General features: G+C 66.6%; 24 protein-coding genes. 9 read left to right on the forward strand and 15 right to left on the reverse strand.

Annotated features, from left to right (window positions below; all coding sequences use genetic code 11):
• Window positions 1-18: 18 nt before the first annotated feature.
• Window positions 19-999, forward strand: a complete 981-nt coding sequence (locus tag FHT32_RS23200; protein ID WP_176666971.1) for a Bug family tripartite tricarboxylate transporter substrate binding protein — start codon at window positions 19-21, stop codon at window positions 997-999.
• A 44-nt stretch (window positions 1,000-1,043) separates the two neighbouring features.
• On the opposite strand, the gene FHT32_RS23205 is transcribed toward FHT32_RS23200, so the two are convergent.
• Window positions 1,044-1,520: a molybdenum cofactor biosynthesis protein MoaE gene (locus tag FHT32_RS23205; protein ID WP_176666972.1), complete on the reverse strand. Its 477-nt coding sequence runs from the start codon at window positions 1,518-1,520 to the stop codon at window positions 1,044-1,046.
• A gap of 267 nt (window positions 1,521-1,787) precedes the next feature.
• On the opposite strand from FHT32_RS23205, the gene dapA reads away from it, so the two are divergent.
• On the forward strand, window positions 1,788-2,684 hold the full coding sequence (gene dapA / locus FHT32_RS23210) for a 4-hydroxy-tetrahydrodipicolinate synthase (RefSeq protein WP_176666973.1): 897 nt from the start codon (window positions 1,788-1,790) through the stop codon (window positions 2,682-2,684).
• Here dapA and moaD read toward each other — a convergent pair.
• From moaD to FHT32_RS23245, 7 genes are read right to left on the reverse strand one after another with little or no spacing between them, the layout of a single operon-like run.
• Window positions 2,671-2,922 (reverse strand): molybdopterin converting factor subunit 1, encoded by a 252-nt coding sequence (gene moaD, locus FHT32_RS23215; RefSeq protein WP_176666974.1) that lies wholly within the window; start codon window positions 2,920-2,922, stop codon window positions 2,671-2,673. The two genes, dapA and moaD, sit on opposite strands and share 14 nt — an antisense overlap.
• 5 nt (window positions 2,923-2,927) lie before the next feature.
• Complete coding sequence (gene glp, locus FHT32_RS23220) at window positions 2,928-4,214, reverse strand: gephyrin-like molybdotransferase Glp (protein WP_176666975.1); 1,287 nt, start codon at window positions 4,212-4,214, stop codon at window positions 2,928-2,930.
• On the reverse strand, window positions 4,207-4,752 hold the full coding sequence (mobB, locus tag FHT32_RS23225) for a molybdopterin-guanine dinucleotide biosynthesis protein B (protein ID WP_176666976.1): 546 nt from the start codon (window positions 4,750-4,752) through the stop codon (window positions 4,207-4,209). Before mobB ends, glp begins: the two co-directional genes overlap by 8 nt.
• Before the next feature lie 18 nt (window positions 4,753-4,770).
• A complete protein-coding gene (thrC, locus tag FHT32_RS23230; protein ID WP_176666977.1) occupies window positions 4,771-6,186 on the reverse strand; it encodes a threonine synthase in 1,416 nt (471 codons plus the stop codon).
• The gene (locus tag FHT32_RS23235; protein WP_176666978.1) at window positions 6,183-7,505 is read right to left on the reverse strand and encodes a homoserine dehydrogenase; all 1,323 of its coding nucleotides are present in this window, start codon (window positions 7,503-7,505) and stop codon (window positions 6,183-6,185) included. Before FHT32_RS23235 ends, thrC begins: the two co-directional genes overlap by 4 nt.
• A 23-nt stretch (window positions 7,506-7,528) precedes the next feature.
• A complete protein-coding gene (locus FHT32_RS23240) occupies window positions 7,529-8,578 on the reverse strand; it encodes a DUF1176 domain-containing protein (protein ID WP_176666979.1) in 1,050 nt (349 codons plus the stop codon).
• Window positions 8,575-9,807 (reverse strand): pyridoxal phosphate-dependent aminotransferase, encoded by a 1,233-nt coding sequence (locus FHT32_RS23245; RefSeq protein ID WP_176666980.1) that lies wholly within the window; start codon window positions 9,805-9,807, stop codon window positions 8,575-8,577. Before FHT32_RS23245 ends, FHT32_RS23240 begins: the two co-directional genes overlap by 4 nt.
• Window positions 9,808-9,918: 111 nt before the next feature.
• Between FHT32_RS23245 and FHT32_RS23250 the strand changes: the two genes are divergently transcribed.
• From FHT32_RS23250 to FHT32_RS23280, 7 genes are all read left to right on the forward strand, one after another.
• Entirely contained in the window at window positions 9,919-10,302 is a 384-nt protein-coding gene (locus FHT32_RS23250) for an Mth938-like domain-containing protein (RefSeq protein ID WP_176666981.1), read from the forward strand.
• 149 nt (window positions 10,303-10,451) lie between these two features.
• Window positions 10,452-10,928: a peroxiredoxin gene (locus FHT32_RS23255; RefSeq protein WP_019655927.1), complete on the forward strand. Its 477-nt coding sequence runs from the start codon at window positions 10,452-10,454 to the stop codon at window positions 10,926-10,928.
• A 211-nt stretch (window positions 10,929-11,139) separates the two neighbouring features.
• Window positions 11,140-12,918 carry a PhoH family protein gene (locus FHT32_RS23260; RefSeq protein WP_176666982.1) on the forward strand — a complete coding sequence of 593 codons (1,779 nt, stop codon included), beginning with the start codon at window positions 11,140-11,142 and terminating at the stop codon, window positions 12,916-12,918.
• 156 nt (window positions 12,919-13,074) lie between these two features.
• The gene (locus FHT32_RS23265) at window positions 13,075-13,446 is read left to right on the forward strand and encodes a VOC family protein (protein WP_176666983.1); all 372 of its coding nucleotides are present in this window, start codon (window positions 13,075-13,077) and stop codon (window positions 13,444-13,446) included.
• 6 nt (window positions 13,447-13,452) lie between these two features.
• Window positions 13,453-13,902: an EVE domain-containing protein gene (locus FHT32_RS23270; RefSeq protein WP_176666984.1), complete on the forward strand. Its 450-nt coding sequence runs from the start codon at window positions 13,453-13,455 to the stop codon at window positions 13,900-13,902.
• Window positions 13,903-13,916: 14 nt separating this feature from the next.
• Window positions 13,917-14,366, forward strand: coding sequence for a GyrI-like domain-containing protein (locus FHT32_RS23275; RefSeq protein ID WP_176666985.1), 450 nt, complete (start codon window positions 13,917-13,919; stop codon window positions 14,364-14,366).
• A 67-nt stretch (window positions 14,367-14,433) separates the two neighbouring features.
• On the forward strand, window positions 14,434-15,198 hold the full coding sequence (locus tag FHT32_RS23280) for a YafY family protein (protein ID WP_176666986.1): 765 nt from the start codon (window positions 14,434-14,436) through the stop codon (window positions 15,196-15,198).
• A gap of 31 nt (window positions 15,199-15,229) precedes the next feature.
• Here FHT32_RS23280 and dnaB read toward each other — a convergent pair whose 3' ends face one another.
• The 7 genes from dnaB to ppsA form a co-directional block, all read right to left on the reverse strand.
• Window positions 15,230-16,636, reverse strand: a complete 1,407-nt coding sequence (gene dnaB / locus FHT32_RS23285; RefSeq protein WP_176666987.1) for a replicative DNA helicase — start codon at window positions 16,634-16,636, stop codon at window positions 15,230-15,232.
• Window positions 16,637-16,815: 179 nt separating this feature from the next.
• Entirely contained in the window at window positions 16,816-17,268 is a 453-nt protein-coding gene (gene rplI / locus FHT32_RS23290; RefSeq protein WP_176666988.1) for a 50S ribosomal protein L9, read from the reverse strand.
• Between the two features lie 12 nt (window positions 17,269-17,280).
• Window positions 17,281-17,562, reverse strand: coding sequence for a 30S ribosomal protein S18 (rpsR, locus tag FHT32_RS23295; protein WP_007830781.1), 282 nt, complete (start codon window positions 17,560-17,562; stop codon window positions 17,281-17,283).
• 21 nt (window positions 17,563-17,583) lie between these two features.
• The gene (priB, locus tag FHT32_RS23300; RefSeq protein ID WP_126025882.1) at window positions 17,584-17,898 is read right to left on the reverse strand and encodes a primosomal replication protein N; all 315 of its coding nucleotides are present in this window, start codon (window positions 17,896-17,898) and stop codon (window positions 17,584-17,586) included.
• A 4-nt stretch (window positions 17,899-17,902) separates the two neighbouring features.
• Window positions 17,903-18,277, reverse strand: a complete 375-nt coding sequence (rpsF, locus tag FHT32_RS23305) for a 30S ribosomal protein S6 (RefSeq protein WP_019655917.1) — start codon at window positions 18,275-18,277, stop codon at window positions 17,903-17,905.
• 115 nt (window positions 18,278-18,392) lie between these two features.
• Window positions 18,393-18,851: a hypothetical protein gene (locus FHT32_RS23310; RefSeq protein WP_176666989.1), complete on the reverse strand. Its 459-nt coding sequence runs from the start codon at window positions 18,849-18,851 to the stop codon at window positions 18,393-18,395.
• Between the two features lie 140 nt (window positions 18,852-18,991).
• Window positions 18,992-21,385 carry a phosphoenolpyruvate synthase gene (gene ppsA / locus FHT32_RS23315; RefSeq protein ID WP_176666990.1) on the reverse strand — a complete coding sequence of 798 codons (2,394 nt, stop codon included), beginning with the start codon at window positions 21,383-21,385 and terminating at the stop codon, window positions 18,992-18,994.
• Between the last annotated feature and the right edge of the window lie 15 nt (window positions 21,386-21,400).

A 21,400-nucleotide genomic window follows, 5' to 3' on the forward strand; every position in this document is an offset into this window, starting at 1 on the left:
TCGATCATGGTTTTTTCAATGCGCGTTCAACCGGTGCGCCGGGCGATCAGCGTGGGTCTCTTCATGGCCGCAGCCGGGCTTTGCAGCCTTGCGCAGGCGCAAAGCGGCACGCCCGTGCGCCTGCTGGTGGGCTTTCCCGCCGGCGCCGGCAGCGACGCGATCGCACGCACTCTGGGCGAAAAGCTCAAGGACGTGCTGGGCGTGCCGGTGGTGGTCGAGAACCGCGCGGGCGCGGGCGGCCAGATCGCCGCGACGGTGCTGAAGTCTTCCCCGGCCGACGGCCACACGCTGTTCCTGTCGCACGACCACACCATCTCGATCCTCCCGCAGGTGGTGAAGAACCCCGGCTTCAACCCCGCCACCGACTTCGTGCCCGTGGCCGGCTTCGCCACCTTCGCCAACGTGCTGGCCGTCTCGGGCGGCACGCCGGCCAAGAGCCTCGACGAGTACGTGAAGTGGGTCCGCACCCAGAAGGGCGGCAAGGAAACCATCGGCATCCCGGCGCCGGCCTCGATCCCCGAGTTCCTGGTCAAGATGATCTCGGACAAGTACAAGATCGACGTGCAGCCCGCCCCCTACCGCGGCAGCGCCCCCATGACGGCCGACATGCTGGGCAACCAGATCACCGCGGGCATCGCCTCGGTGCCGGACTTCATCGAGAACCACAAGGCGGGCAAGGTTCGCATCGTGGCGTCCATCGGTGCCAAGCGCCAGGCGGTGATTCCGAACGTGCCGACCTTCAGCGAGCTGGGCTTCTCGAACCTGGACGACCTGCCCTACTACGGCATCTTCGCGCCGGTGGGCACGCCCCAGCCGATCATCGACAAGTACGGCGACGCGCTGCAGAAGGTGCTGGCCATGCCCGACGTGAAGCAGAAGCTCACGACGATGGGCCTGACGGTGGGCTACGAGCCGCAGGGCCAGTTCGCGGGCCGCGTGCGTACGTACACGCAGGCTTGGGAAAAGATCATCCAGTCCAGCGGTTTCAAACCCCTGTAAGGTCTGGCTCCCTCTCCCCAAGGGGAGAGGGAACAAGAGGCGAATCAGGCGTTCGGGGCGCTGATGCCCCAGCGCGCCAGCGCCGCGTCGTCGGCCACGCGCGCATCGACCCAGCGGGCGCCTTCGGGCGTCTGCTCCTTCTTCCAGAAGGGCGCCTGGGTCTTGAGGTAGTCCATCAGGAACTCGCAGGCCTCGAAGCTCTGGCCGCGGTGGGCCGAGACCACCGCCACCATCATGATCTGGTCTTCCGGCTGCAGCAGGCCGACGCGATGGATCACGCGTGCACCCAGGATGTCGAAGCGCCGATGGGCCTCGTCGATCATGGCCTCGATGGCCTTCTCGGTCATGCCGGGGTAGTGCTCGAGTTCCATCGACGAGACGCTGCTGCCGTCGTTGCGGTCTCGTACCGTGCCGACGAAGCTGCAGACGGCGCCCACGCGTTTGTCGCCGGCACGCAACGCGGCGACTTCCCGCGAGAGGTCGAAATCGTTCGTCTGGATCGAAACACGGGCAACGCTCATGTCCGAATTGTGGCATCGCGATAGACTGCGACGATGCCCTGCCTTGCCACGCCCACGCTCTTCCCGGTGCCTTCGCGCCTCGAAGACCGCCGCGCCGGCCAAGGCAGCAGCAACGACAAAGCCAAAAAACCAAAGCTCGTCTGACCGGAGCCGAGGTTCCGTCGTCGGATGAGCGACGGAACCCGCCAAAGGCTTTGGCCCCTCCTGGGTTGCGCGCGCATCGGACGATGGTTCTTTCCATCGGTCGATTCCTGAAAGGAAGCCCGCGTGCCTCAACAACAACCAAGCCCCACCACCCCTGACTTTTCCGGCTTCTGGGTGGCTCTCGTCACTCCGTTCCGAGACGGCGCGGTCGACCACGCCGCCCTCGCCGCGCTGGTCCGGCGCCTCGCCGACGAAGGCGTGACAGGTTTCGTGCCCTGCGGATCCACCGGCGAAGCAGCCGCGCTGGACGAATCCGAGCAGTTGGCCGTGCTCGACACGGTGCTGGGCGCGGCCGGCGGCCTGCCGGTCGTCATGGGTATTTCGGGCTATCACCTGGGCAAGGCCACGGCCTGGGCCCGCAAGCTCTCGGAGCGCCCGATCGCGGGCCTTCTGGTGGCCGCGCCGCACTACGTGCGCCCCTCGCAGGCCGGCCTGCTCGAATGGTTCCGCGCCATCGCCGACGCCAGTTCGGTGCCCGTGCTGGTCTACGACATCCCCTACCGCACCGGCGTCACCATCCCCCGCGAGACGCTGCTGGCGCTGGCCGCGCACCCCCGCATCCGCGGCATCAAGGACTGCGGCGGCGACATGGCCAAGACGCGCGCGGTGATCTCCGACGGCCGGCTGCAGGTGCTGACGGGCGAGGACCACCAGATCTTCGGCACCATGGCCGAAGGCGGCGCGGGCGCCATCGCGGCCAGCGGCAACGTGCAGACGCCCCGCTTCGTGCGCCTGGTGCGCCTGCTCGCGGAGAACCGCCTGGCCGAGGCGCGCGCCGAATGGCAGCCGCTGCAGCCGCTGGTGGAGATGCTCTTCGCCGAACCCAACCCGGGCCCGCTGAAGGCGCTGCTGGCGCACAAGGGCGAGATGGCCGACGAACTGCGCTCGCCGATGACCCGGGCTTCCGACGGCCTGCGCGAACGCCTGGTCGAGCTGGACGCCCGCCTCAGCCGCCCGTGACGGGCGGGAAGAAGGCGACCTCGCAGCCTTCACGCAGGGCGGCGGCTTCGTCGCTCATGACCTGGTCGAGCGCCATTCGCACCGCCTTGCCGCGCGCCAGCGCGGTGGCGTAGGCGCCGCCCCTGGAGATGAGTTCATCGCGCAGTGCAGCGAGCGTCTCGGCTCGCGTCTCGACTGTTTCGCCGCTGCTGGAAAGAGCCTCGCGCACCGAGGCGAAATAACGGACCTGGACTTTCATGCGGCTCAATCCAGCAGCGAGGCGAAGGGAATGAAGTCGACGACGTCGCCCGACTTGATCGTCTTGCCCGCCGCGTTGTCGACCACGCCGTCGCCCCAGACCATCGATGTGAGCACGCCCGAGCTCTGGTTGGTGAACAGGTCGAGGCCGCCGGCCGCATTGCGACGAACGCGCAGGAACTCGCGGCGCTTGTCGGCGCGCGGCCAGTCGAAGTCGGCGCGCATCTGCACCGCCTCGGGCGCAACGCGCGCGGCGCCCTGCAGCGTCAGCAGGAAGGGCCGCACCAGCATCAGGAAGGTGAGGAAGCTCGACACCGGGTTGCCCGGCAGCCCCGTCACATGGCAGGCGCCCTGCCCGCTGCTGCGTGCGATGGAGCCGTAGGCGAAGGGCTTGCCCGGCTTCATCGACAGCGACCACAGCTGCAGCTCGCCCAGCGACTGCAGCGCGGCGCGGATGTGGTCTTCCTCGCCGACGGAGACGCCGCCGGTCGTGATGATCAGGTCGCTCGCCTCGGCCGCGTCGCGCAGTGCGACGACGGTGGCTTCGCGGTTGTCGGGCACGATGCCCAGGTCGCTCACCTCGCAGCCCAAGCGATGCAGCAAAGCCCGCATGAAGAAGCGGTTGGAGTTGTAGATGGCGCCGGGCTTCATCGCGTCGGGCGCGACCTCGCCGGGCATCACCAGCTCGTCGCCGGTGGAGAGCATCGCCACGCGCGGCTTGCGCGCGACCTGCAGGCGGTCGAAGCCGACGCTCGCGGCAAGGCCGAGCGCGGCGGGCGCGAGGCGCTCGCCCTTCTTGAGCACCACGTCGCCGGAGGCCACGTCCTCGCCCGCGCGGCGGATCCATTGGCCGGCCGCAGGCACGATGGCGATGCGCACCGAGCCCAGGCTGCCTTCCTGCGGCACGGCGGTGGTGTCCTCCTGCATCACGACGGCGTCGGCGCCCTCGGAAATCTGCGCGCCGGTGAAGATGCGCGCCGCGGTGCCGGGCACGAGCGGCGTACCGACGGTGCCCGCGGGAATGCGCTGCGCCACCTTCAGCTCGGCGCCCGGCGCGGCGCAGTCGGCCACGCGCACGGCATAGCCGTCCATCGCGCTGTTGTCGCGCGGCGGCACCGTGAGGCCCGAGACGAGGTCCTGCGCCAGCACGCGGCCGTCGGCGTCGAAGGTGCCGACGCTCTCGGACGGCAGCACCGGCACCGCCTTCGCGAGCAGCGTCGCGATCGCCTCGTCCAGGGGCATCAGTGGCGGACGCGAAGACGAAGCGGCGAAGGGAACGGGTGAATCAGCCATGGTGATCGGGGTTGTATTCGAAGCGCTCACCGCTGTCGACCAGCCACTTCGCAATGGCCTCGGCGTCGTTGAGGTCGAAGAGCGGCCGCTCGGTCGGCTGCGGCAGCCTGGCCGGCGCGTCGGTGGCCACGGCGACGACGAAGGGGTCGCCCGGGTACAGCACGGGCCGAACGGGCTCGCCCGCCTCCGGCTCGCGCCAGATCTCGATCTTGAGCACGTCGCTGTGCCGGAAGCCCTCGACCAGCACCCAGTCGGCCACCGGGTGCACCTCAGCCAGCAGCTGGTGCACGCTGAGCTCCACGGGCGCCTCGAACTCGCGCATCACGGCAAGCCGCTTGTCGGAGGCGACGACCACCTCGAAGGCGCCAGCCTCGCGGTGGCGATAGGTGTCCTTGCCCGGATGGTCGATGTCGAACTTGTGGTGCGCGTGCTTGACCACCGACACACGCTGGCCGAGCCGCTTGAGCGCGGGAATGAGGCGCTCGAGCAGCGTGGTCTTGCCCGCGCCCGAGTAGCCGGCGAAACCGACGACCTTCATGCGCAGCCTCGCCCTTGGCTAATCACAGTGCTCGGCGATGTACGCCTTGACGGCTTCCGCGTCGGCCGGCAGCTTGACGACGCGCTTGGGCAGCGCCTCGATGCCCTCGAACTTCTTCGGACGCGCGGGCTCCTCGCCCAGCGCCTCGACCAGCGTGGCCGCGAACTTGATGGGCAGCGCGGTTTCGAGCACCACCATCGGTACGCCGGGAGCGAGTTGCTCGCGCGCGGCCTTGAGGCCGTCGGCGGTGTGCGGATCGACCAGCGTCGCGAAGCGCTTGTCGGTATCGCGGATGGTGGCCAGGCGGTCGGCGTGCGTGCTGCGGCCGCTGCGGAAGCCGAAGCGCCCTGCCGCCTGCGCGAATGCCGGGTCGGCGCTCAGGTCGAAGCTGCCGTTCAGGCCCAGGTCGTCCACGAACAGCTTGCGCAGCTTGGCCGGATCGCGCCCGACCAGGTCGAACACGAAGCGCTCGAAGTTGCTGGCCTTGCTGATGTCCATCGACGGGCTGGAGGTCTCGTGCGTGTCGACCGCGCCGCGCACGCGGTACACGCCGGTGCGGAAGAACTCGTCGAGCACGTCGTTCTCGTTGGTGGCGACCACCAGCGTGTGGATCGGCAGGCCCATCATGCGCGCCACGTGGCCCGCGCAGACGTTGCCGAAGTTGCCCGAGGGCACGGTGAAGCTCACCGGCTTGTCGTTGCTCGCCGTGGCCTGGAAGTAGCCCGCGAAGTAGTAGACGACCTGCGCCAGCAGCCGCGCCCAGTTGATCGAGTTGACCGTGCCGATGCGGTACTTGCGCTTGAAGGCCAGGTCGTTCGACACCGCCTTGACGATGTCCTGGCAGTCGTCGAACACGCCGGTGATGGCGATGTTGTGGATGTTCGCGTCCTGCAGGCTGAACATCTGCGCCTGCTGGAACGGGCTCATGCGGCCGTCGGGCGAGGTCATGAAGACGCGCACGCCCTTCTTGCCGCGCATGGCGTACTCGGCCGCGCTGCCGGTGTCGCCGCTGGTGGCGCCCAGGATGTTGAGCTCGGCGCCGCGGCGGGCCAGTTCGTACTCGAACAGGTTGCCCAGCAGCTGCATCGCCATGTCCTTGAAGGCCAGCGTGGGGCCGTTCGACAGGGCCTCGAGGTACACGCCGTCTTCCAGTTCGCGCAGCGGCACGATCTCGTCGGTGCCGAACACTTCGGCCGTGTAGGTCTTCGCGCAGATTGCCTTCAGGTCGGCCGGCGGAATGTCGTCGATGTAGAGCGAGAGGATCTCGAAGGCCAGCTCGGCATAGGGCAGCGCACGCCACTTGGCAAGCGTCGCGGTGTCGACCTGCGGGTACTGCTCGGGCAGGTAGAGGCCGCCGTCGGGCGCCAGGCCTTCGAGCAGGATCTCGCAAAAGCGCTTGCGGTCGGGGTGGCCGCGGGTGCTCAGGTAATTCACTTCAACTCTTCCTTGCGGATGCGCACGATGGGTTCGAGCACGGTCGGCAGCGCCTGCAGCTCGGCCAGGACGTCGTCGACCGTGCCCTCGCGCGCGTCGTGCGTGAGGATGATCAGGTCGGTCTGCGTGGAGCCCTCGCCGCCCACCTCGTCGGCCTCGCGCTGCAGCACGGCGTCGATGCTGATGCCGGCGGTGGCAAGCAGGCCCGTCACCTTGGCGAGCACGCCGGCCTGGTCGGCCACGCGCAGGCGCAGGTAGTAGCTGGTGACGACCTCCGACATCGGCAGCACCTGCAGGTCGCTCAGTGCGTCGGGGTGGAAGGCCAGGTGCGGAACGCGGTGCGCGGCATCGGCCGTGTGCAGGCGGGTGATGTCGACCAGGTCGGCGATCACGGCGCTGGCGGTCGGCTCGCTGCCGGCACCCTTGCCGTAGTAGAGGGTGGTGCCCACGGCGTCGCCGTGCACCACCACCGCGTTCATCGCGCCTTCGACATTCGCCAGCAGGCGCTTCGACGGCACCAGCGAGGGATGCACGCGCAGCTCGATGCCCTTGGCCGTGCGCTTGGTCACGCCCAGCAGCTTGATGCGGTAGCCGAGCTGCTCGGCGTACTTGATGTCCTGCGCGGCCAGCTTGGTGATGCCCTCGATATGGGCCTTGTCGAACTGCACCGGAATGCCGAAGGCCAGCGCGCTCATCAGCGTGACCTTGTGGCCGGCGTCCACGCCTTCGATGTCGAAGGTCGGGTCGGCCTCGGCGTAGCCCAGGCGCTGCGCTTCCTTGAGCACGGTCGCGAAGTCCAGGCCCTTGTCGCGCATCTCGGACAGGATGAAGTTGGTGGTGCCGTTGATGATGCCGGCCAGCCACTGGATGCTGTTGGCCGTGAGGCCTTCGCGCAGCGCCTTGATGATCGGAATGCCGCCGGCCACCGCGGCCTCGAAGGCCACCATCACGCCCTTGGCGTGCGCAGCCGCGAAGATCTCGGTGCCATGCACGGCCAGCAGCGCCTTGTTGGCCGTGACCACGTGCTTGCCGGCCGCGATGGCTTCCAGCACGAGCTGCTTGGCGATGCCGTAGCCGCCGATGAGCTCGATGACGATGTCGATCTCGGGGTTGGCGATGACTTCGCGCGCATCGCTGACCACCTTCACGCCCTCGCCCGCCACTTCGCGGGCGCGGGCGGTGTCGAGGTCGGCCACCATGGTGATCTCGATGCCGCGGCCGGCGCGGCGCTTGATTTCTTCCTGGTTGCGCTTGAGCACCTTGAAGGTGCCGCTGCCGACCGTGCCTGCGCCGAGCAGGCCTACTTGGATGGGTTTCATTGGGAGAGTCGCACTCATGGCATTCATGGTTTGGATGGGGTGGCGGAGGGCTCGGAGAGTTTCACCTGCGAGACATAGCGCTGCAGGCTCCATGCGCCGCCGGGGAAGCCGCGGCACATGCCGTCGTAGGTGTGGCCGCTGAGAACGAAGCCCTTGCCGTCGAAATGCCAGGTCTGGCTCGACCAGCAGTCGCCGATGCCGCGGCCTTTCATGGAGGACGTGACGCTGGCGCTTTTCTCGTCGAAGTCGCCGTTGGCCTCGATGGCGACGGGCGCATAGGGCGGCTTGTCGTTGGCGATCCAGAGCAGACTGGTGTAGTTGTAGGCGCCCATGCCGCAGCCGAAGGACAGCAGCACCTTGCGGTCGGTCAGGCGCGAGACGTTCAGCGACTTGGCGTTGAACTCGTCGTGGTTGTTGCAATCGTCCGCGGACGGATCCGACTTCAGCGACGGGAAGATGCGCGCAGCCAGCGCGTCGTCGCCCGGACGGGCCTTCGTCGGCAAGACCGCGTTCACCACGGGTGCCTGCACCGGCGGCAGCACCGAGGATTCGGGCTTGCTGCCGCGGCGCACGAGCGCGCCCGGCGTGCCGACGCGGCCCTGGACCTCGTCCATCTTCAGCAGCACGGCGTTGAGGCCGGCAAGCGAGAGAACCCACTTGTGTCCGCCGCTGTCCGTGACCGTGGCGTCGTCGCCCTTGAGCAGTTCAGGCAGCACAGTGCGGATCTGGCCCTGATCGAGGCTGGCGGCACCGTCCTTGAGGCCCGACAGGGTGGCCTTGCCGACCTTGAAGCGCACCGAGCCCTTGGGCTCCTCCTGCCCGCCGGTCTGCAGGTCGATCTCGATGGGGGTGCCGGGGCCCGCATGGCGGGTGATGAGCATCGACACCGGCTCCAAGGCGCTCCCGCTCTCCACCTGGTAGCCGGCGGCGCGGCAGGTACGGGTGTTGTCGCAGGCCAGTTCCCAGTCGTTGTGTGAGAACGAGACGCCCTCCTTGCCGGCAGCTCCTGCAGCGGCTGCGGAAAACGCGGCGAACGACAGCGCCGTGGCGGCAGCGATGCGGGCGGAGTTCATTGGCGCGACTTGCGGCGCAAGCGGTACTGCTCCAGGAACTTCGCGATGCGGTTGATGGCCTCGCGCAGGTCGTCCTCATGGGGCAGGAACACGATGCGGAAGTGGTCGGGCGTGGCCCAGTTGAAGCCGGTGCCCTGCACCAGCATCACGCGGGTTTCCTTCAGCAGCTCGAGGAAGAACTGGCGATCGTCCTCGACCGGATAGACCTCCGGATCGAGCTTGGGGAACATGTACAGCGCGGCGGTCGGCTTGACGCAGCTCACGCCCGGAATGGCGGTGATCAGCTCGTAGGCCAGGTCGCGCTGGCGGCGCAGGCGGCCGCCCTCGCACACGAGGTCGTTGATGCTCTGGTAGCCGCCCAGCGCCGTCTGGATGGCCCACTGGCCCGGCACGTTGGCGCACAGGCGCATGTTCGAGAGCATGTTCAGGCCCTCGATGTAGTCCTGCGCGCTGCGCTTGTCGCCCGAGACCACGAGCCAGCCCGCGCGGTAGCCGCACGAGCGGTAGCTCTTGGACAGCGAATTGAAGGTGAGCGTGAGCACGTCGGTCGACAGGCTGGCGATGGCGGTGTGCTTCGCACCGTCGTAGAGCACCTTGTCGTAGACCTCGTCGGCGAAGATCACCAGGCCGTGCTCGCGCGCAATGCCGACGATGCTCTTGAGCAGTTCGTCGGAATACAGCGCGCCGGTCGGATTGTTCGGGTTGATGACCACGATGCCCTTGGTGCGCGGCGTGATCTTGGCGCGGATGTCGTCGAGGTTGGGCATCCAGCCGTTGGCCTCGTCGCACAGGTAGTGCACCGGGGTGCCGCCCGAGAGGCTCGTGGACGCGGTCCACAGCGGATAGTCGGGGGCCGGCAGCAGCAGTTCGTCGCCGTCGTTGAGCAGCGCGTTGGTGGACATGGCGATCAGCTCGCTGGCGCCGTTGCCGAGGTAGATGTCGTCGAGGGTGACGCCGGCGATGCCCTGCTTCTGCGTCTCGTGCATCACCGCCTTGCGTGCCGCGAAGACGCCCTTGCTGTCGGAGTAACCGGCCGAGGTGGGCAGGTTGCGGATCATGTCCTGCTGGATTTCCTCCGGAGCATCGAAACCGAACACGGCCAGGTTGCCGATGTTGAGCTTGATGATCTTCTGGCCGTCCTCTTCCATCTGCTTGGCCGCGTCCATGATGGGACCGCGGATGTCGTAGAGAACGTTGGCCAGCTTGGCCGATTTCTTGAGCTGCTTCAAAGGGGCCCTCCCGGGCGCGGGGTTAGGTTTGCTTACGCGGAATCAAAGGCCCTTGCGAGCCCCGTGGCACTAGGGAAAACCTATAATTTGACCACAGTTCCCAGTGCCCAGATGAAGCTCCAGCCCGACAAATCCGACGCTCAATCGCTCACCGCACACGGCCCCGGCTGGGTGGCGATCAACAACGAAAAAGTCGAGGGCAGCGTAGTGGTTGGCTCGCGCGGCGAGCGCTTCGAGTGGAATTGTTCGAGTTTCGACCAGATCGGCGCCGAACATTTCGCGCAATTGGCGGGCCTGGGCGCCGAATTGATCATTTTCGGCAGCGGAAACCGCATCCGCTTTCCCCAGCCCGTCTGGCTGAAGCCGCTGATGGCCCAACGCACCGGCGTGGAGACCATGGACACCGCGGCAGCCTGCCGGACCTACAACATCCTCGCCGGAGAAGGCCGGCACGTGATCGCCGCCCTGCTGGTAGAGAGCCCCGCGGGTGGCTGATGGGGGTGTTTTCGGGGTAAAATATCGGGTTGCGAACAGGCCGGCTACCCCAAAGTTAGCAACGACCAATCCTCCATTCCTTGAGCAAGCCCTGGGCGAAACAGGGCGAGAGGGCTCAGGAACGGAATCTAACGGAGAAAACAAGTTTCATGGCGATCGTTGTCAACAAACCCATTCCTGAATTCGACGCCAACGCCACGGGCGGCATCAAGGTCTCGAACACCTCGCATCTCGGCCACGTGCTGGTCATGTATTTTTACCCGAAAGATAACACTCCGGGCTGCACCACCGAAGCGATGCAGTTCCGCGATCGTTACAAGGACTTCGAAAAGGCCGGCGCCACCGTTTTCGGCGTGTCGCGCGACAACATGAAGTCGCACGACGAATTCAAGGCCAAGCTCGAGCTGCCCTTCGAACTCATCGCCGACACCGAAGAGAAGATGTGCCACATGTTCGGCGTGGTGAAGAACAAGATCATGTACGGCAAGAAGGTCAAGGGCATCGAGCGCAGCACCTTCCTGATCGGCGCCGACGGCATCCTGAAGGCCGAATGGCGCGGGCTCAAGGTCCCCGGCCATGTCGACGACGTGCTCAAGGCCGTCAAGGCACTCAAGAAGGCCGCCTGAGCGCCTCCCGGCAAGCCGGTCGTGCGCTTTTCCGCTTTCGCGTGGGAATTGCCCAACGCGGTGCGTAAAGAGCTCCCGGCGCGTCATCCGCGGTGTGCATAATGGCCTCATGCCGTTGAGCTCCACGACCGCATCCTCCGAACAAAGCCGCCTTGGTCTTCAGGCGGCTTTTTCGTTTTCTGGTTCCTACTTTCTGCGAGCGATCTGACACATGCCACTGCCCCCCGCACCCACGAAACGCGCTGCACTGCTCTCGCCGGACGCACTCGACGCGCCCGCCCGGTCCTCGCACCGCGGCTCGCGACGCTCCGGCGATTCGCGCGCCGACGAAGCCGTGGCGCGCAGTCCGCAACCCCTGGAGCTGTTCGACAGCCTCGGTGCCGAAGCTGCCGGCGGCGGCGAGGCCGTGCGCCCGGCGCGCCGGACCAAATCGTCGAAATCCACGCCCGCACCCGTGAGCGCACCGCAACCGCAGGCGCTCGTGCAGGTCGAAACCAAGGTGCCGGCCATCGAGCCCGCCCCGGCTCCCGTGGCAATGCCGCAGCCCGCGGCGCGTGCCAAGCGCAGCAAGTCGTCCGGCCCGGCCAAGCTGTTCGTGCTCGACACCAACGTGCTGCTGCACGACCCGATGTGCCTGTTCCGCTTCGAGGAACATGACATCTTCCTGCCGATGATCGTGCTGGAGGAGCTCGACGGCCACAAGAAGGGCACTACCGAAGTCGCCCGCAACGGCCGCCAGACCAGCCGCACGCTAGACGCGCTGGCCGCTGCCCAGGGCGCGGACATCGACAAGGGCCTGAAGCTCGACACCACCGGCCACCGCGAGGCCGGCGGCCGCCTGTTCTTCCAGACCGCCCCGCTCGACTACTCGCTGCCCGTCAGCCTGCCGCAAGGCAAGGCCGACAACCAGATCCTCGGCGTGGTGCACGCGCTGCGCGACGAGTACGCCAAGGACCGTCCTGGCCGCCCGAAGCAGGAAGTGGTGCTGGTGTCGAAGGACATCAACATGCGCGTCAAGGCGCGGGCACTGGGCCTGGCCGCCGATGACTACCAGAACGACAAGACGCTGGAAGACGGCGACCTGCTCTACGCGGGTTCGCTCGCCCTGCCCGCCGATTTCTGGACCCGCCAGAGCAAGACCATCGAGAGCTGGCAGAGCGGCAGCAACACCTTCTACCGGATCACAGGCCCGCTGGTGCCCAACCTGTTCATCAACCAGTTCGTGTACTTCGAGGCTCCCGGCGAGCCGAGCATGTACGCCCGCGTCACCGAGATCCGCGACAAGACTGCGGTGCTCAAGACGCTGAAGGACTACAGCTCGGGCAAGAACGCCGTGTGGGGCGTGAACACGCGCAACCGCGAGCAGAACTTCGCGATGAACCTGCTGATGGACCCGGAGATCGACTTCGTCACGCTGACCGGCACCGCCGGCACCGGCAAGACCCTGATGGCGCTGGCGTCCGGCCTGACCCAGGTCCTGGACGACCGCCGCTACACCGAGATCATCATGACCCGCGCCACCGTGAGCGTGGGCGAGGACATCGGCTTCCTGCCCGGCACCGAAGAAGAAAAGATGGGCCCCTGGATGGGCGCGCTCGACGACAACCTCGAGTTCCTGGCCAAGGGCGACGGCGGCGGTGCCGGCGAGTGGGGCCGCGCGGCCACCAACGAGTTGATCCGCAGCCGCATCAAGGTCAAGAGCATGAACTTCATGCGCGGGCGCACCTTCCTCAACAAGTACGTGATCATCGACGAGGCACAGAACCTCACGCCCAAGCAGATGAAGACACTGATCACCCGCGCCGGCCCCGGCACGAAGATCATCTGCATGGGCAACCTCGCTCAGATCGATACGCCATACCTCACGGAAGGCTCCTCGGGCCTGACCTTCGCGGTCGACAAGTTCAAGGGCTGGCCGCACGGCGGGCACATCACGCTGGCGCGCGGCGAGCGCTCGCGCCTGGCCGACTTCGCAAGCGACGTGCTCTGATTCACGGGGCAAGGCCCCATGCGAGCCCGCGCATGCTCTTTCGAGCAGCGCGGGCTTTTTTCATCCGCGGGTGACAGGCTACTGACAACACGCTGTCAGTAGGCCGGCAGCACCATCCGGGCTCCTTCCAACGCAACGAAAGAAAGAGAGTCCCGAATGCAAAACGCCATCACCTGGTTCGAGATCCCGGTCGTCGACATCGACCGCGCCCAGGCCTTCTACGAGACCGTGCTCGCCCGCAAGCTGCGCCGCGAGGACTTCGGCGGCGAGACGCTGGCCATCTTCCCGCACGACAAGCCCGCAACCGGCGGCGCACTGCAAGCCGGTGCCAATGCCAGCGCGCGCGCCGGCACGGGCATCCGCATCTACCTCGACTGCAACCCGAGCATCGACGCCGTGCTCGCGCGCGTCGAGGCGGCCGGCGGGCAGATCGTGGCGCCCAAGTCCGCCCTGCCGCCCGGCCTGGGCTTCATCGCCCACCTGCGCGACACAGAGGGCAACGAAGTCGGCCTGCATTCGCTGGAGTGACTCGCGATGGCGCAACGCAACTGGATCGCAGTGGCCAGCGCCGAGCATGCACGGCGCGGCCGCGACAACCGGCCGCTCGGCTTCATGCAGGTCGGCCACGGCAAGCATGCGCCGCTCAAGCGGCTTTCGGCGGGCGATCGCGTCGCCTACTATTCGCCGGCCACGGTGTTCGGCGGCACGGACAAGCTGCAGAGCTTCGTGTCGATCGGCATCGTGCAGCCGGGCGAGCCCTACGAGTTCGACATGGGCAACGGCTTCGTGCCGTGGCGGCGCGACGTGGCCTACGCCGCCGGGCACGAGGCGCCGATCGCCCCGCTGATCGAGCGTCTCGCCTTCATCGAGAACCCCAGGCAATGGGGCTACAAGTTCCGCTTTGGCATGTTCGACGTCGGCGACGACGACATGAAACTGATCGCACAGGCCATGAAGGCCGACCTGAAGACACTATCGCTTTGAGGAGAAGAAAACACATGGAACCAGTTCGCCGGCGCCAGGATGCGTTCCGCGTCTCGGGCCTCACCATCCGCACCACCAACCGCGAGGAGCGCGACCCTGCCACGGCCCGCCTCGGCCAGTTGTGGAACCGATTCTTCGGCGAGGAAACCTATGCGTCGACGCCGCATCGCACCGCCGACACGCGCATCTTCGGCGTCTACTCGGCCTACGAATCGGACAAGGATGGCGCGTTCGACGTGACGACGGGCGTCGCCGTGTCGGGCGGCGAGAACAGCCTCGCCGTGGAAGCCGGCGACTACCTCGTCTTCAACGGCGAGGGGCAGATGCCGCAGATGGTGATCGCCACATGGGAGCGCATCTGGCAGTATTTCGAGGCGCACCCGGAGGTCGCACGCCGCTATCGCAGCGACTTCGAGGCCTACGAAGGGCCGGACAAGGTGGCGATCCACATCGGAGTTTCATGAGCATCAGCCCCAAGAGCCGGCGCGCCCTGCCGGCACGCCGCCATCGCCCGCTCGCCGGGGTTTGCTGATGCGCCGCGCCGATCGCCTCTTCCAGCTCGTGCAGCTCATCCGCGGGCGCCGGCTCACCACGGCCGCGTTCCTCGCGCAGCGCCTGGAGGTGTCGGAGCGCACGGTCTATCGCGACATCGCGGACCTGCAGCACCAGGGCGTGCCCATCGAAGGCGAAGCCGGCGTTGGCTACAGGCTCGGCGCGGGCTTCGAGCTGCCGCCGTTGATGTTCACGCAGGACGAGGCCGCGGCACTCGTGGCTGCAGCCCGGCTCGCGCAGAGCTGGGTCGATCCGGCGCTGGCGCGGGACATCGAGACGGGGCTGGGCAAGATCCTGTCGGTGCTGCCCTCCGCAGCGCGTGTCTCGGCCGAGGCACTGGCGCTCTATGCGCCCGGACTCGGCCTGGACGACACCCTGCGCGCGCGGCTGCAGACGCTGCGCGAGGCGACGCAGTCGCACAACAAGCTGCGGCTGCACTACCGCGATGTGTCGGGCGATGCCAGCGAGCGCACGGTGCGTCCGCTGGGCTGCTTCTACTGGGGCAAGGTCTGGACGCTGTCGACCTGGTGCGAGCTGCGCGACGACTTCCGGGGCTTCCGCCTCGACCGCATGGACGCGATCGAAGTGCTGCCCGATCGCTTTCGCGACGAGCCGGGCAAGACGCTGGCCGACCTGTTGCGGCAGGTCAACGCCGAGACGGCACACGGCAAGGTGGTGCCGCAGAAGCCGGGCACCCCGCCGCCCTGGAACAGCGGCGGCGGCAAGAGCGGCAACGCGGGCTGACGGCCTTCTTCAGCGCCTCGGCGCCGCCGCTTCAATAGTCGTCGTTGTTGCTGTAGCCGGCCAGATTCTCGAACTTGGTGAGCGGCTTCAGGAAGCCGAGCTTGACGGTGCCGGTCGGGCCGTTACGGTGCTTGCTGATGATCACCTCTGCCACGCCCGGCTCCTTCGACTCCTTGTTGTAGTAGTCGTCGCGGTAGATGAACATGATGATGTCCGCGTCCTGCTCGATGGCGCCGGATTCGCGCAGGTCGCTCATCATGGGGCGCTTGTCGGTGCGGCTTTCCACGCCGCGGCTGAGCTGAGACAGCGCGATCACCGGGCACTTCAGCTCCTTGGCGAGCATCTTCAGGCCACGCGAGATTTCGCCCACGGCCGTCGCGCGGTTCTCGTCGCCCGAGCTGCTGGTCGACATGAGCTGCAGGTAGTCGACCACGATCAGGCCCAGCCGCCCGTACTGGCGCGCCAGGCGGCGCGCGTTGGCGCGCAGTTCGCTGGTGGAAAGGCCCGGCGTCTCGTCGATGTGCAGCGACACGGTGCGCAGCTTCTCGATGGCTTCGGTGAGCCGCGGCCACTCCTCGTCGGTGAGCTTGCCGGTACGCAGGTGGCCCTGGTCGATGCGGCCGATGGAGCCCACGATACGCACCGCCAGTTGCGCCGCGCCCATTTCCATGGAGAACACGGCCACCGGCAGGCCTTCGTCGAGCGCCACGTGCTCGGCGATGTTGATCGCGAGCGAGGTCTTGCCCATCGAGGGGCGCGCGGCCAGCACGATCATGTCGCCCGGCTGCAGGCCCGAGGTCATCTTGTCGAAGTCGTTGAAGCCGGTGCGAACGCCCGTGATGTCGTTCGGGTTCTCGGCCATCTCCGTCACGCGGTCGAGCAGGTCGACCACCAGGGCATCCATGCTCTGGAAGCCCTGCTTCATCCGCGTGCCTTCCTCGCCGATGTTGAAGATCTTCTGCTCGGCCTCGTCGAGGATCTTGTCGACTGGCTTGCCCTGCGGATTGAAGGCGTTGGTCGCGATCTCGTCGCTGGCGGAGACCAGCTTGCGAAGAATGGAGCGCTCGCGAACGATCTCGGCGTAGCGGCGGATGTTGCTCGCGCTGGGCACGTACTGCGCGAGCGAATTCAGGTAGACCAGCCCGCCGATTTCGTCGGCCTTGCCGAGGTTCTGCAACTGCTCGTAGACGGTGATCACGTCGGCCGGCTTGCTGGCGTTGATCAGCCCGCCGATGGCCGCGTAGATCAGCTTGTGCTCGTGGCGGTAGAAGTCGCCGTCGACCAGCAGGTCTCCCATGCGGTCCCAGGCGCCATTGTCGAGCAGCAGGCCGCCGAGCACGCTCGATTCGGCCTCGATGGAATGAGGCGGAATGCGCAGTTGAGCGACTTGGCGATCGGCCGACGGGTCATTGTCGGCATAGGAAAAAACGGCGGACATGGACTTCCCTTGCAACCCTGCATGCTAAGCCGCGCAGGTCGATGCGAGTGTGGACAAGGTTGTGAATAAGCGGTGATCTTCCAGTGCAATCGGCTGGAAAAGACGGGACAACCTCGGCTCGGAAAAAGAAAAGCCGCCCGAAGGCGGCTTTTGCGCAGCGCACGAGGCGCTGTGGATGATCAGGCGGTTTCGCCGTAGACCGTCACGGTGATGTCGACCACCACGTCGGTGTGCAGGGCCACGCTCACGGTGCTGTCGCCGACGATCTTGATCGGACCGTTGGGCAGGCGCACTTGCGACTTGGCAACCTTGTAGCCCTGCTTGCCCAGCTCTTCGGCGATGTCGCCGTTGGTGACCGAGCCGAACAGGCGGCCGTCGACGCCAGCCTTTTGCGTCAGCTTGATGGTCGTGCCACCGAGCTTTTCGCCTTGAGCTTGCGATTCGGCCAGCTTGGCGGCCGCAGCCTTCTCGAGTTCGGCGCGCTTGGCTTCGAATTCGGCCTTGTTGGCGGCGGTGGCGCGGCGGGCGCGGCCCGTCGGGATCAGGAAGTTGCGTGCGTAGCCGTCCTTGACCTTGACGATGTCGCCCAGGGCGCCGACGTTGACAACCTTGTCCAGAAGAATGATTTGCATGGTGTCGACTCCTTAGACGCGGTGCTGGTCGCTGTACGGCACCATGGCCAGGAAGCGCGCGCGCTTGATGGCGGTGTTCAGCTGGCGCTGGTAGATCGCGCGCGTGCCGGTCAGGCGTGCGGGGATGATCTTGCCGTTTTCGCTGATGAAGTCACGCAGCGTGTCGATGTCCTTGTAGTCGATTTCCTCGACGCCAGCGACGGTGAAGCGGCAGAAGCGCTTGCGCTTGAACAGCAGCGACTGGGTGTTGCGCTTCGGGCGCTTGTCTTTGTTGAATTTCTTGAACGTGGCCATTTCGGGACCTCTTGTCGAAAATTAATCTTGCTGAAAATCCTGGATGTGCAGGACCGGATGCTTGCCGTTGCCCGGTGTCGCGAGGAAGCCCTGAAAACGCCAGAGACTTCCCATCGACTGTCTTGCGAGCCGTTCGGCGATGGCGCCGAAGGCAACGGCCTTGAGGGCCGTCTTCACCTGCCGGGGCTTTCCCGCTTCCTGGAGCGTCGACTCGTGTTCGAGCTTCAGGTCTAGGGCGGGCAAGCCGGCCGGCGTGAATCGCAGGTTTCCGAGTTCGGCAACGGAGGCGGTCAGCAGAAGCTGGTTGACCCCGGTTGCCGCAGCGGCGGCAGTCACGCCATCAGTTGTTGTTGGCGGCGTACTCGGCCTGCTGGGCCTTGCGGGCCTCTTCGCGCTCGACCGTCTTCATCATCGACGAAGGACCGGTTTCGGCCTTCTTCTTCTGGACGGTCAGGTGACGCAGCACGGCGTCGTTGAACTTGAACGCGTGTTCCAGTTCGCCCATCACGGTCTGCTCAGCTTCGATGTTGACGCACAGGTAGTGGGCCTTGTTGAGCTTGTTGATCTGGTAGGCCAGCTGACGGCGGCCCCAGTCTTCGACGCGGTGGACCTTGCCGCCGCCGGCCGTGATCAGGCCCTTGTAGCGCTCCAGCATGGCCGGAACTTGTTCGCTCTGATCCGGGTGGATCAGCAAAATGATTTCGTAGTGACGCATGGCACTCCTTGTGGATTCTTCCGAGGAAGAGGAAAAGCCACCTGCAGCGTCGGGCGCAGTGTGGCAAGGCAAAGCCGGCGATTATAGCCCTCTCCGGGCCGATCCGACAAGAGACTCAGTCGTTCAGCGCCTTGTCGAGCGCGGCGGCCTTCTCGGCCCCGACAGCTGCGCGGATCTTCGGCGCCAGCGCCAGCAGGTCGTCATAGCCCGTGGCGGCCTCCACCTGCAGGTTGAGCCGGAAACCCTTCAGGCCCAGGCTGCCGGTCAGTTGGGTGGCGATGGGGTAGGCATCCTTGTAGCGCTGCTGCTTGCTGCGGCCGGAAGAGCCCTGGGCAGGCGCGGCGGCCGCCGTGGACGCCGCAGAAGACGGCGCGCTTCCCGCCGCCGGCTCCAGCAATCCCAGCCCGACCATCTGGTCGATGTCTTCGCGGACGATGCCCATGCCGGCCGCCAGCACGTCATCGACCGAGCGCTTGCCGTCGAACAGGATGAACGCCGAGCGCTGGCGCGGCGACAGCGGGACCGAGCGGTCTTTCAGTGCCTGATGGCCGGCTTCTGTCTTGACGAGGATCATGGTGTTCTTCCCTTCCGGGATACGCCCGTGAGTCCTGCCAGTCTGGCATCAAATACGCAATTTGTTTCAATCACCGACCCAGGTCGCGGGAATCCCCCCATGGGGATTTCCGCAATCCGGAGCTTCGGCTCCGCCCCAGCTCAGCGCTTGGCGAGCTGCTGCCAGGTGTCGATCACGCTGTCAGGGTTCAGCGAGATCGATTCGATGCCCTGCTCCGCCAGCCACAGTGCGAAGTCGGGGTGGTCGCTGGGGCCCTGGCCGCAGATGCCGACGTACTTGCCCTGCGACTTGCAGGCCTTGATGGCGCGGCTAAGCATGGCCTTGACGGCCGGGTCGCGCTCGTCGAAGTCGGCGGCCAGCAGCTCCAGGCCGGAGTCGCGGTCCAGGCCCAGCGTGAGCTGGGTCAGGTCGTTCGAGCCGATCGAGAAGCCGTCGAAGTACTGCAGGAACTCGTCGGCCAGCACGGCGTTGCTCGGCACCTCGCACATCATGATCAGCTTGAGCTCGTTGTCGCCGCGCTTCAGGCCGTGCTCGGCCAGCAGGCCGGTCACGCGCTCGGCCTGGCCGAGGGTGCGCACGAAGGGCACCATGATCTGCACGTTGGTCAGGCCCATGTCGTTGCGCACGCGCTTGAGCGCTTCGCATTCCATGGCGAAGGCTTCCCCGAAGTCGGCGCTCAGGTAGCGCGCGGCGCCGCGGAAGCCCAGCATCGGGTTCTCTTCCTCGGGCTCGTAGCGGCTGCCGCCAATCAGCTTGCGGTACTCGTTCGACTTGAAGTCGGACAGGCGCACGATGACCTTCTTCGGCCAGAAGGCTGCGGCGATGGTCGCGATGCCCTCTGCCACCTTGTCGACGTAGAAGGCGCGCGGCGAGGCGTGGCCGCGGGCCACCGACTCGACGGCCTTCTTCAGGTCGTTGTCGACATTCGGGTAGTCGAGGATCGCCTTCGGGTGCACGCCGATGTTGTTGTTGATGATGAACTCCAGGCGGGCGAGGCCCACGCCGTGGTTTGGCAGCTGCGCGAAGTCGAAGGCGAGCTGGGGGTTGCCCACGTTCATCATCAGCTGGATGTCGATCTCGGGCATCACGCCGCGCTGCACCTCGGTCACCTCGGTCTCGAGCAGGCCGTCGTAGATGAAGCCGGTGTCGCCCTCGGCGCAGCTCACCGTGACCAGCGTGCCGTCCTTCAGCAGGTCGGTGGCGTCGCCGCAGCCGACCACCGCAGGAATGCCCAGCTCGCGCGCGATGATGGCCGCGTGGCAGGTGCGTCCGCCGCGGTTGGTGACGATGGCGGAGGCGCGCTTCATCACCGGTTCCCAGTTGGGGTCGGTCATGTCGGTGACGAGCACGTCGCCGGCCTGCACCTGGTCCATCTCGCTGATGCTGTGCACGAGCCGCACGGGGCCGGTGCCGATCTTCTGGCCGATGGCACGGCCTTCGGCCAGCACGGCGCCCTTGCCCAGCAGCTTGTAGCGCTGCTCGGCCTTGCCCTGCTGCTGGCTCTTCACCGTCTCGGGACGCGCCTGCAGGATGTAGAGCTGGCCGTCGGTGCCGTCCTTGCCCCATTCGATGTCCATCGGACGGCCGTAGTGCTCCTCGATCACCAGCGCGTACTTCGCGAGCTGCTCGACTTCGGTGTCGGTCAGCGAGTAGCGGTTGCGCTGCTCGGCCTTGACGTCGGTGGTCTTCACCAGCTTGCCGGTCGCCTTCTTTTCCTCCGGCGTGGCGAACTCCATCTGGATCAGCTTGGAGCCGAGGTTGCGGCGGATCACGGCCTTCTTGCCGGCCTTCAGGGTCGGCTTGTGCACGTAGAACTCGTCGGGGTTCACGGCGCCCTGCACCACCGTCTCGCCCAGGCCGTAGCTGGAGGTGATGAAGACCACGTCCTCGAAGCCCGATTCGGTGTCGATGGTGAACATCACGCCGGCGGCGCCGAGGTCGGAGCGCACCATGCGCTGCACGCCGGCCGACAACGCGACCACGTCGTGCTCGAAGCCCTTGTGAACGCGGTAGCTGATGGCGCGGTCGTTGTAGAGGGAGGCGAACACCTCCTTCATCTTGTGCAGCACGTCGTCGATGCCGACCACGTTCAGGAAGGTTTCCTGCTGGCCCGCGAAGGAGGCGTCGGGCAGGTCTTCGGCGGTGGCGGAGGAGCGCACGGCGAACGAGGCCGACGGATTGCCGGCGCTCAGCGTGGCGAAAGCCTCGGTGATGGCCTTCTGCAGGTCGGCCGGGAAAGGCTGGGCCTCGACCATCGCGCGTATTTCCGCACCGGCGGCAGCCAGGGCGCGCACGTCGTCGACGTTCAGCGCAGCCAGGCGCTTGCTGATCTTGTCGGCCAGGCCATCGTGGGCCAGGAACTGGCGGAACGCGTGGGCCGTGGTCGCGAAACCGGTGGGCACCCGCACGCCTTGCGGCAGCTGCGAGATCATTTCGCCGAGGCTGGCGTTCTTGCCGCCAACCGCCTCGACGTCGGTCATTCTCAGGTTTTCAAACGGTACGACCAGGGCGGTCGCGTCGAAAAGTGCAGACATGGGAAAGCTCCAGAA

Origin of the sequence: Variovorax sp. SG517, assembly GCF_013376045.1 — a bacterium.
Lineage (GTDB): Bacteria > Pseudomonadota > Gammaproteobacteria > Burkholderiales > Burkholderiaceae_C > Variovorax.

What these genes read in the sequence shown, in the direction of transcription:
- FHT32_RS23265 (WP_176666983.1), top strand. Translation starts at nt 13,075, where the DNA reads ATGCAAAACGCCATCACCTGGTTCGAGATCCCGGTCGTCGACATCGAC.
- moaD (WP_176666974.1), bottom strand. Translation starts at nt 2,922, where the DNA reads ATGAAAGTCCAGGTCCGTTATTTCGCCTCGGTGCGCGAGGCTCTTTCC.
- FHT32_RS23280 (WP_176666986.1), top strand. Translation starts at nt 14,434, where the DNA reads ATGCGCCGCGCCGATCGCCTCTTCCAGCTCGTGCAGCTCATCCGCGGG.
- FHT32_RS23255 (WP_019655927.1), top strand. Translation starts at nt 10,452, where the DNA reads ATGGCGATCGTTGTCAACAAACCCATTCCTGAATTCGACGCCAACGCC.
- FHT32_RS23205 (WP_176666972.1), bottom strand. Translation starts at nt 1,520, where the DNA reads ATGAGCGTTGCCCGTGTTTCGATCCAGACGAACGATTTCGACCTCTCG.
- mobB (WP_176666976.1), bottom strand. Translation starts at nt 4,752, where the DNA reads ATGAAGGTCGTCGGTTTCGCCGGCTACTCGGGCGCGGGCAAGACCACG.
- FHT32_RS23240 (WP_176666979.1), bottom strand. Translation starts at nt 8,578, where the DNA reads ATGAACTCCGCCCGCATCGCTGCCGCCACGGCGCTGTCGTTCGCCGCG.
- FHT32_RS23235 (WP_176666978.1), bottom strand. Translation starts at nt 7,505, where the DNA reads ATGAAACCCATCCAAGTAGGCCTGCTCGGCGCAGGCACGGTCGGCAGC.
- rplI (WP_176666988.1), bottom strand. Translation starts at nt 17,268, where the DNA reads ATGCAAATCATTCTTCTGGACAAGGTTGTCAACGTCGGCGCCCTGGGC.
- rpsF (WP_019655917.1), bottom strand. Translation starts at nt 18,277, where the DNA reads ATGCGTCACTACGAAATCATTTTGCTGATCCACCCGGATCAGAGCGAA.
- rpsR (WP_007830781.1), bottom strand. Translation starts at nt 17,562, where the DNA reads ATGGCCACGTTCAAGAAATTCAACAAAGACAAGCGCCCGAAGCGCAAC.
- FHT32_RS23310 (WP_176666989.1), bottom strand. Translation starts at nt 18,851, where the DNA reads ATGATCCTCGTCAAGACAGAAGCCGGCCATCAGGCACTGAAAGACCGC.
- FHT32_RS23250 (WP_176666981.1), top strand. Translation starts at nt 9,919, where the DNA reads ATGAAGCTCCAGCCCGACAAATCCGACGCTCAATCGCTCACCGCACAC.
- FHT32_RS23200 (WP_176666971.1), top strand. Translation starts at nt 19, where the DNA reads ATGCGCGTTCAACCGGTGCGCCGGGCGATCAGCGTGGGTCTCTTCATG.
- ppsA (WP_176666990.1), bottom strand. Translation starts at nt 21,385, where the DNA reads ATGTCTGCACTTTTCGACGCGACCGCCCTGGTCGTACCGTTTGAAAAC.
- FHT32_RS23275 (WP_176666985.1), top strand. Translation starts at nt 13,917, where the DNA reads ATGGAACCAGTTCGCCGGCGCCAGGATGCGTTCCGCGTCTCGGGCCTC.
- dnaB (WP_176666987.1), bottom strand. Translation starts at nt 16,636, where the DNA reads ATGTCCGCCGTTTTTTCCTATGCCGACAATGACCCGTCGGCCGATCGC.
- glp (WP_176666975.1), bottom strand. Translation starts at nt 4,214, where the DNA reads ATGGCTGATTCACCCGTTCCCTTCGCCGCTTCGTCTTCGCGTCCGCCA.
- FHT32_RS23260 (WP_176666982.1), top strand. Translation starts at nt 11,140, where the DNA reads ATGCCACTGCCCCCCGCACCCACGAAACGCGCTGCACTGCTCTCGCCG.
- FHT32_RS23270 (WP_176666984.1), top strand. Translation starts at nt 13,453, where the DNA reads ATGGCGCAACGCAACTGGATCGCAGTGGCCAGCGCCGAGCATGCACGG.